Origin of the sequence: Photobacterium nomapromontoriensis (assembly GCF_050336815.1) — a bacterium.
Taxonomy (GTDB): domain Bacteria; phylum Pseudomonadota; class Gammaproteobacteria; order Enterobacterales; family Vibrionaceae; genus Photobacterium; species Photobacterium nomapromontoriensis.
In genome coordinates, this window is record NZ_JAKJSL010000079.1 from 1 (window position 1) to 8,047 (window position 8,047).

Annotated in this window: 8 protein-coding genes; all 8 read left to right on the forward strand. The window is 49.4% G+C overall.

Annotated elements, in window-relative coordinates; all coding sequences use genetic code 11:
* The first annotated feature begins 285 nt into the window (after window positions 1–285).
* A complete protein-coding gene (gene nadC / locus L4D12_RS24950) occupies window positions 286–1,173 on the forward strand; it encodes a carboxylating nicotinate-nucleotide diphosphorylase (RefSeq protein ID WP_428450535.1) in 888 nt (295 codons plus the stop codon).
* Between the two features lie 596 nt (window positions 1,174–1,769).
* Entirely contained in the window at window positions 1,770–2,165 is a 396-nt protein-coding gene (locus tag L4D12_RS24955; RefSeq protein ID WP_428450528.1) for a pilin, read from the forward strand.
* 9 nt (window positions 2,166–2,174) lie between these two features.
* Complete coding sequence (pilB, locus tag L4D12_RS24960) at window positions 2,175–3,872, forward strand: type IV-A pilus assembly ATPase PilB (RefSeq protein WP_428450529.1); 1,698 nt, start codon at window positions 2,175–2,177, stop codon at window positions 3,870–3,872.
* Window positions 3,873–4,096: 224 nt separating this feature from the next.
* A complete protein-coding gene (locus L4D12_RS24965; protein WP_428450530.1) occupies window positions 4,097–5,320 on the forward strand; it encodes a type II secretion system F family protein in 1,224 nt (407 codons plus the stop codon).
* Between the two features lie 238 nt (window positions 5,321–5,558).
* The gene (locus tag L4D12_RS24970) at window positions 5,559–6,428 is read left to right on the forward strand and encodes a prepilin peptidase (RefSeq protein WP_428450531.1); all 870 of its coding nucleotides are present in this window, start codon (window positions 5,559–5,561) and stop codon (window positions 6,426–6,428) included.
* A gap of 2 nt (window positions 6,429–6,430) precedes the next feature.
* Entirely contained in the window at window positions 6,431–7,039 is a 609-nt protein-coding gene (gene coaE / locus L4D12_RS24975; protein WP_428450532.1) for a dephospho-CoA kinase, read from the forward strand.
* Between the two features lie 16 nt (window positions 7,040–7,055).
* Window positions 7,056–7,793, forward strand: a complete 738-nt coding sequence (gene zapD, locus L4D12_RS24980; RefSeq protein WP_428450533.1) for a cell division protein ZapD — start codon at window positions 7,056–7,058, stop codon at window positions 7,791–7,793.
* Between the two features lie 8 nt (window positions 7,794–7,801).
* Window positions 7,802–8,020 (forward strand): DNA gyrase inhibitor YacG, encoded by a 219-nt coding sequence (yacG, locus tag L4D12_RS24985; RefSeq protein WP_428450534.1) that lies wholly within the window; start codon window positions 7,802–7,804, stop codon window positions 8,018–8,020.
* The last annotated feature ends 27 nt before the right edge of the window (window positions 8,021–8,047 follow it).

Consider the following 8,047-nt stretch of genomic DNA (forward strand, 5'->3'; position numbering starts at 1 on the left):
GTCTAGGGTCTAGGGTCTAGGGTCTAGGGTCTAGGGTCTAGGGTCTAGGGTCTAGGGTCTAGGGTCTAGGGTCTAGGGTCGCCGAACCATGATAATGAATCAAGCTTTTACTCCCCCACCTATAGCTCAGTACTCGCTTCGCTTTTCCTTAAAACTCGTCCCTCGAACCTCATCCCTTTTTCTTTCCTAAGATCGCTCCTCCCTGTATCATCAATTTCATTAAATACGGGGAAGCCTCCCTATTCATTAGCAGTTCAACTTTGCGACGGATGTGTCATGACTCAGATGGAAAAGAAGCACGACAGCGACTCACGCTTAGCCACCCTCAAACAGCAACTTCCTTTAGAAATGATCCGTGCGGTAACCGATACCCTGCGCGAAGATCTCGGCGGGATCATTGATCCGAGCCGTGACGTTACCGCCAGCTTGATCCCGGCCGACAGCCAGAGTGTCGCCACTATTATTACCCGCGAACACGGCGTGTTCTGTGGCCAGCTCTGGGCGGAAGAAGTGTTTAACCAGCTCGGTGGCAACGTGGCGATAGAGTGGCATGTCAAGGATGGTGACACCGTTGAACCTAATCAAACCTTGTGCACCCTGCGTGGCCCGTCCCGGATATTGCTAACTGGCGAGCGCAGTGCAATGAATTTCATCCAGACTCTGTCAGGCTGTGCCACTACTGTTGCGGCCTATGTCAAACAACTGGAAGGCTCAAACACCCGCCTACTCGACACCCGCAAAACCATTCCAGGGCTGCGCAGCGCGCTGAAATATGCCGTCAGCTGTGGCGGTGGGTTCAATCATCGCATTGGGGTGTTTGACGCTTACCTGATCAAAGAAAATCACATCATCGCCTGTGGCGGGATCAAACAAGCCATTACCGCCGCTAAAAACCTGAACCCCGGCAAACCGGTTGAGATCGAAACCGAGAGCCTGGAGGAGCTACAACAGGCCATTGATGCCGGTGCCGATATCATCATGCTTGACAACTTCAGCCTCGAGATGATGCGCGACGCCGTCGCATTAAATAATGGCCGCGCTGCACTGGAAAACTCCGGTAACGTCACCTTAGAAACCATCCGCGAATGCGCCGATACCGGCGTGGATTACATCTCCGTCGGCGCCCTGACCAAACACCTCCGTGCCATGGATCTATCAATGCGGTTTGTTTAATGCCAGCAGGTACTGGTATTAAATAGCTAATGAAGTCGCGAGTTTCGAAATAAAAAATGAAACTCGCCGCTTATCCCCACCCTGCGTTACCCCGCTCCGACTTTACTGCACCTCTGCTTTCTACTTTGACGCCTCTAATATCTGCTCTTCCCGCTCCCGCCTCTACTCGTCCCTCGTCCCTGCTCTCCCCTAGTCCCTGCTCTCCCCTAGTCCCTTCTTTCTACTTTGTCGCCCCTAATCTCTACTCTACCCAGCTCTTTCTCATCCCTAGCTTCTGCTCTTCCCGCTCTCGCCTCTACTCGTCCCTCGTCCCTGCTCTCCCCTAGTCCCTAGCCCCCCTATTTCTTTCACGCTCCGAAATTCCTTTCTCTTCAGCCTCAAAAATGCAACCAAAAATGTGAAATAACACACCACAAAGCCCGAATTCACTCGCAAGCAAAAATGCAACAAATGTAACGCAATGTGCTTTATTTTCGAGTGCGCCGAGCAATCATTTTTCGCCATTTCTGCCGCTTGTGCTATCGGCATATGCTGAGCCTACCGAAATACAACGGCTTGAACACAAGTCATTGGACTCACATAAAGGATTAAAAAATATGAAAGGGCAACTCAAAAAACAAAAAGGTTTTACGCTGATTGAATTAATGATCGTGGTCGCGGTTATTGGCGTGTTATCAGCCATCGCAGTACCTCAGTATCAAAAGTATGTTAAAAAATCAGCGGTTGGTACAGCATTAGCATCAGCTTCGGCTTACAAAACTCAAATTGAAGACGATATAGCATTCACCAACAGCTTCCCTGCTATCGATGAAACATTTGGTATCGGAACAATCAAATCTACTTCAGGGGCCTTGTCCACAACTAATACATTAGTAGCAACAGTTACATCTGGTTCTGGTTCTGGTAGTGCAGTTACATTAACTCGTAATAATACAACAGGTAAATGGGCTTGTAGCCATAATGCATCAGGTATTTCAATTACAGGTTGCTAATTTAGTTATATGCATACCAATCTTGCTTCTATCCTGCATCAGGCTAATTTAATTAGCCAAGCTGAACAGCAGCAGGTGGTAGACATGGCCAAAGCCGAGGGGTTTTCGATCCCCTCGGCTTTGGTGCAGCTGGGGATCATGGCCAGCGGTGAACTGGCCCGCCAGCTTGAGCTGATTTTCGCTGTCGCCTTAGTCGATATCCACCAGTACGATTACGCTGAATGCTGTAAAGCCCTCAACATGCGCGATGCGATTTTGCGCCACAAAGTGTTACCACTGCACGCTACCGACAGCAGCCTGTTCATCGGCCTGAGTGATCCGACCCTCAATGACGTTCTTGACGAATTTCGTTTTGCAACCGGCAAAAATATCGAGCCGTTATTACTCGACCATAAGCAGCTTGAAGCAGCCATTCGGCGAGTGTATGGCAGCGACATCAATGGCCAAGCCCAACAACGTCAGCGCAGTGTCAGTGACAGCGATTTAGGCGATCTGGTTGACCTCAGCGAGGGCGAGCACAACGATGATGCCACCGATATCAGTAGCGATACCGCCCCGGTCACCCGATTCATCAACCAGATATTACTCGATGCGGTACGTAAAGGCGCATCCGATATCCATTTTGAGCCTTACGAAGAATTCTACCGGATCCGCTTTCGTTGTGACGGGATATTGCACCAGCATGCCACGCCGCCAGCCAACCTATCGCGCCGCCTGTCGACCCGGCTTAAAGTCATGTCAAAACTGGATATTGCTGAGCGACGTCTGCCACAGGATGGCCGTATCAAACTGCGGCTATCGCCGACTTTAGCGATTGATTTACGGGTCTCCACCCTGCCGACCTTATGGGGCGAAAAAGTGGTGCTGCGGATCTTAGACAGTTCCAGTGCTAACTTAGACATTGATATCCTCGGCTATAACCCTCAGCAAAAACAGGCTTACCTTGATGCGCTACGCCAGCCACAAGGAATGATCCTGATGACCGGACCAACCGGCAGCGGTAAAACCGTCTCGCTCTATACCGGGTTAAAAATCCTCAATACCGATGAGCGCAATATTTCAACCGCTGAAGATCCGGTCGAAATCAACCTGCCGGGGATCAATCAGGTCCAGATCAACACCGGAACCGGTTTAGGTTTTGCTGAAGCGCTGCGCTCTTTCCTTCGTCAGGATCCCGATGTGGTGATGGTCGGCGAAATCCGCGATATTGAAACTGGTGGCATTGCGGTTAAAGCCGCGCAGACCGGCCATCTGGTATTATCGACCCTACACACCAATTCCGCAGCCGAAACTATTACCCGCTTGACCAATATGGGCATCGAAGATTTCAACCTTGCCTCCTCCCTCAGCCTGATCATCGCCCAGCGTCTGGGTCGTCGATTGTGCAAACATTGCAAGCAAGTGGATGATCTGGATGATGTGTTGTGCCAAAAATTGGCGATTCCAGCCAATACCACGGTTTATAAAGCGGATGATTTTGGCTGTGATGAATGTAACAAGGGCTATATTGGTCGGGTCGGTATTTATGAAGTGATGCCGTTCAGTCGGGAACTGGCTCAGGCCCTGATGCAAGGTGCCAGCACCTTAGAACTAGAAGGCATCGCTTGTCAGCAAGGGATGATGACACTGCAGCAAGCCGGGATTGAAAAACTGTGCCAAGGTGTCACCAGCCTCAGTGAACTACAGCGGGTACTACATTTTAGTTAAGAGGGTATCTAGGTGAAAGAGACGAGGTATTAGGGACGAGGAAAAGAAGTGAATAGCAGGGACTAGATACGAGTAAAAGCAGTAAAAGCAGTAAAAGCAGTAAAAGCAGATGAGAAGCGAGGGCTGGATATAAAGAAACAACAAAGCACACATAAAAATTAGAGCTTCGTAAAATAAACACGCAGTAACGCATTATATTCAATGATCAATAAGGACATAGCATCATGGCACAGGCCAGTAGTCGAATCCGTTATTACCACTGGCGTGGCGTCAACCAAGCTGGAAAGAAACTCTCAGGTGTCATTCTTGGGTTCCAAGAACAAGAAGTTCGGGCCAAGCTCACTGATCAGCAGATCCAGATCAAAAAAATCAAACATCGTGCACCATCCTCTTTCAGCAAAATGCGTAACCAGCTCAAGTCAACTGACATTACTGCTATCACCCGCCAGCTAGCAACCATGATTGCCTCCGGAGTCCCAGTGGTACAGGCGTTAAAGTTGATTGCCGAAAGTCACAATAAAGCGGAAGCCAGAGCCACCTTATCACAAGTAACGATTCAGGTCGAAGCTGGCTCATCACTATCAAGGGCGATGCGCACCAGCTCACCGCTGTTTGATAATTTTTATTGCGACTTAATAGCGACAGGCGAGCAAACAGGTCACTTGGCACAAGTTTTTGAGCGGGTTGCGACCTATCGCGAAAAAAGTGAAGCGATGCGCAAAAAAGTGATCAAAGCGATGATCTATCCAGCCATGGTAAGTCTGACCGCCATCGGAGTGACGGTGATGATGTTGGTGTTTGTTATCCCCCAATTTGCCAGTATTTTCAAAGGATTTGGTGCTGAACTGCCGTGGTTTACCCAGCAAGTGCTTAACCTGTCTGATTTTATTTTGGCATATGGCCTCTATTTAGCCTTGGGAATAACCATTACCATTCTGCTCATTAGTCACAGTTACAAAAAAAATGATAAAACTAAAATGTTTTTTCACCGCCTGAACTTACGCCTGCCGATTATCGGTAGCGTCCTATTAAAGTCGACTATTGCCCGTTTTGCCCGCACACTCGCCACGACATTTAGTGCGGGGATCCCTCTTCTGAATGGCTTACAAGCTGCAGCCAAAACCACTGGCAACGTCTATATTGAACAAGCCACCATGGAAGCCCATGCCAATACCGCTGCGGGCATGCCACTGAACATTGCACTGCGCCAATGTGATGTTTTCCCTGAGCTGATGCTTCAGATGACCATGATTGGCGAGGAATCAGGTTCTCTCGATGACATGCTCAACAAAATGGCAACGTTGTATGAAGCAGATGTCGATAACACCGTCGATAATCTGGGGCAAATTCTTGAACCGCTGATCATTATCATTTTGGGAGGGGTCATTGGTGGCTTGCTGGTCGCGATGTATATGCCAATCTTCAAGCTGATGAGTGTGATAGGATAATTCGCCGGACTAGGTGCAAGGTTTTAGGAACGGGGCTCTAAAGGTGAGGTTCGAGAGAATCAGCATGAAGAAGCGTGACTTATTATCGACGGCTAAATTATGCGAAATAATCACACGATTTCCGCCAATGTTCCTCGTTTCTCGGCTCGAGATTTTATCTACCGTGTCTTGCTCTTTTCTAGGATCTCACCGCTGATTCCCCTACAATAGCCACATCGATTGATATGAGACATTTTTCATGGACCTGCTGACCTATTACCCTTGGCTTTTTCCTGTTTTTGCTGCTGTATTTGGCCTGCTGATCGGCAGTTTCCTCAATGTTGTGATCTACCGTCTGCCAATTATGATGGAGCGTCAATGGAAAGCAGATTGCGCCGAGTGCTTCCCTGAATTTGGCCAGCAGGAACCCATTACACCATTTAATCTCAGCGTCCCCCGCTCACGTTGCCCACACTGCCAGCACCCGATCAGCATGTGGGAAAATATCCCGGTCATCAGCTGGCTGCTACTACGTGGCCGCTGCAAGCAGTGCCAGACCAAAATCAGCGTCCGTTATCCTGCCGTTGAGCTGTTTACCTCTGCAGTTGCGTTGACCGTGGCACTGATGATCCCCGCTTCTGAATGGTCACTTGCGGTGATCGGTTTCAGCTTCGCACTGATTGCACTGACCTTCATTGATATCGACAAAATGTTACTGCCCGATCAGATCACCCTGCCATTAATGTGGGCCGGTATTCTGCTCTCCCTGTTAGGCTTTTCTCCCGTCAGTCTCAGCGATTCAATTATCGGTGCGATGGCGGGTTATCTGTCACTCTGGAGCATCTACTGGGCCTTCAAGCTATTAACCGGCAAGGAAGGGATGGGTTACGGTGATTTCAAATTACTGGCGGCACTGGGGGCCTGGCTAGGCTGGCAAATGCTACCATTCGTGGTCTTGCTCTCTTCCTTAGTGGGCGCGATCTGCGGCATTATACTCATGCGAGTTCAGCAATCTGACAGCCAGACACCGTTCTCCTTTGGCCCTTATCTTGCTGTTGCTGGCTGGATAGCCATGCTATGGGGTGAACCTTTGGTCAATTGGTACCTGACCAGCTACCTGGGGGTATAACGATGGCAACAGTCATTGGATTAACCGGCGGTATTGGCAGCGGTAAAACCACCGTCGCCAATCTCTTCACGCTGCACTATCAAATCGATATCATTGATGCCGATATCGTTGCCCGTCAGGTCGTCGCACCGGGTAGCGCGGGATTGCAAGCCATTGAAAAAAAACTTGGGGCTGACATCCTACTGACAGACGGGACGCTTAACCGCAGTAAACTGCGTGACGCTATCTTTAACGATCAGGCACTAAAGAGCTGGCTCAATACCCTGCTTCATCCCATGATCAGAGAAAAAATGCAGGCGGATATTGCACTGGCAACATCGCCATACTGCCTGCTGGTGATCCCGCTGATGGTAGAGAACAACCTCCAGAGCATGGCCGATCGCCTGTTGGTGGTGGATGTGGATGAAGCGGTACAAATTGCTCGTACCCAGCAACGTGATGGGGTCGATGCTGAACAGGTCAAGAAGATCTTAGCCTCTCAAGCCAGCCGTCAAGAACGTCTCGCTGCCGCTGATGATGTGATCAGCAATAATGGCAATGGCGATACCCTCTCAGACCAGGTCGCTAAATTACACCAACAATATCTGGCACTGAGTCAGCGCGCTAACTAATCTGGGGTTTGTTAAGATGCAAATTAACCACTTTGAGCACCCACTGAATGAGAAGGTCCGCATTTATCTCCGGTTGGAGTACCTGCTCCGTCAGATGAACCACGCCAGTCAATTAAATGACCCATGGCAGCATCAACTTTTTTTCCGCGCTCTGTTCGATATGCTGGAGATCCTCGATCAGATCCAACTTAAATCAGAATTAGTCAAAGATCTCGATAAGCAGCGACTCAAACTCAAGCCGTGGTTGAATGTGGATGGGGTTGACCAGCACGCCCTGCTGCAATTGCTCGATAAACTGGACTTAACCCATCATCAGCTTCTCACGGCTAATCGCCTCGGCCAAGAATTACGCGAAGATCGCTTTCTCGGCAGTATCAAACAGCGTCTGTCGATCCCTGGGGGCAGTTGCTGCTTTGATCTACCCGCTCTCCACTATTGGCTTCACTTACCACTGGCGCATAAGCAAAATGATGTAAAAAACTGGCTGGCACAAGTTAGTGAACTCAGCGCAGCATTACACTTATGGCTCAAATTGATACGTGAATCCGGACAGTTTCAGCCTCAAGTGGCACGGGCTGGTTTTTTTCAGCATGATGCCAATGAGGCGAATCTGCTACGACTCGATATTTGCCTAAGCCATGGGGTTTATCCTATGATATCCGGTCATCGCAGCCGTTTTGCTATTCGCTTCTTACCCTTTGAAGATGGCGCCGGTATTGCAGATTCGATCGAATTTAAATTAGCAATTTGCTGAGGTTCACCATGACATCAACCAATCCCCCTGCCGCTAACATAACCGTGGTGAAATGCCCAACCTGTAAAACTGACGTCATCTGGGGCGAGCAGAGTCCATTTCGCCCTTTTTGCTGCAAGCGTTGTCAGCTGATTGATTTAGGCGAGTGGGCAGACGAAGAAAAAGCCATCCCCGGTGCGCCAGATCTGTCTGATTCAGACGGCTGGTCGGAAGATATGGGGTATTAAGGTTCGAGGTTCGAGGTTCGAGGTTCG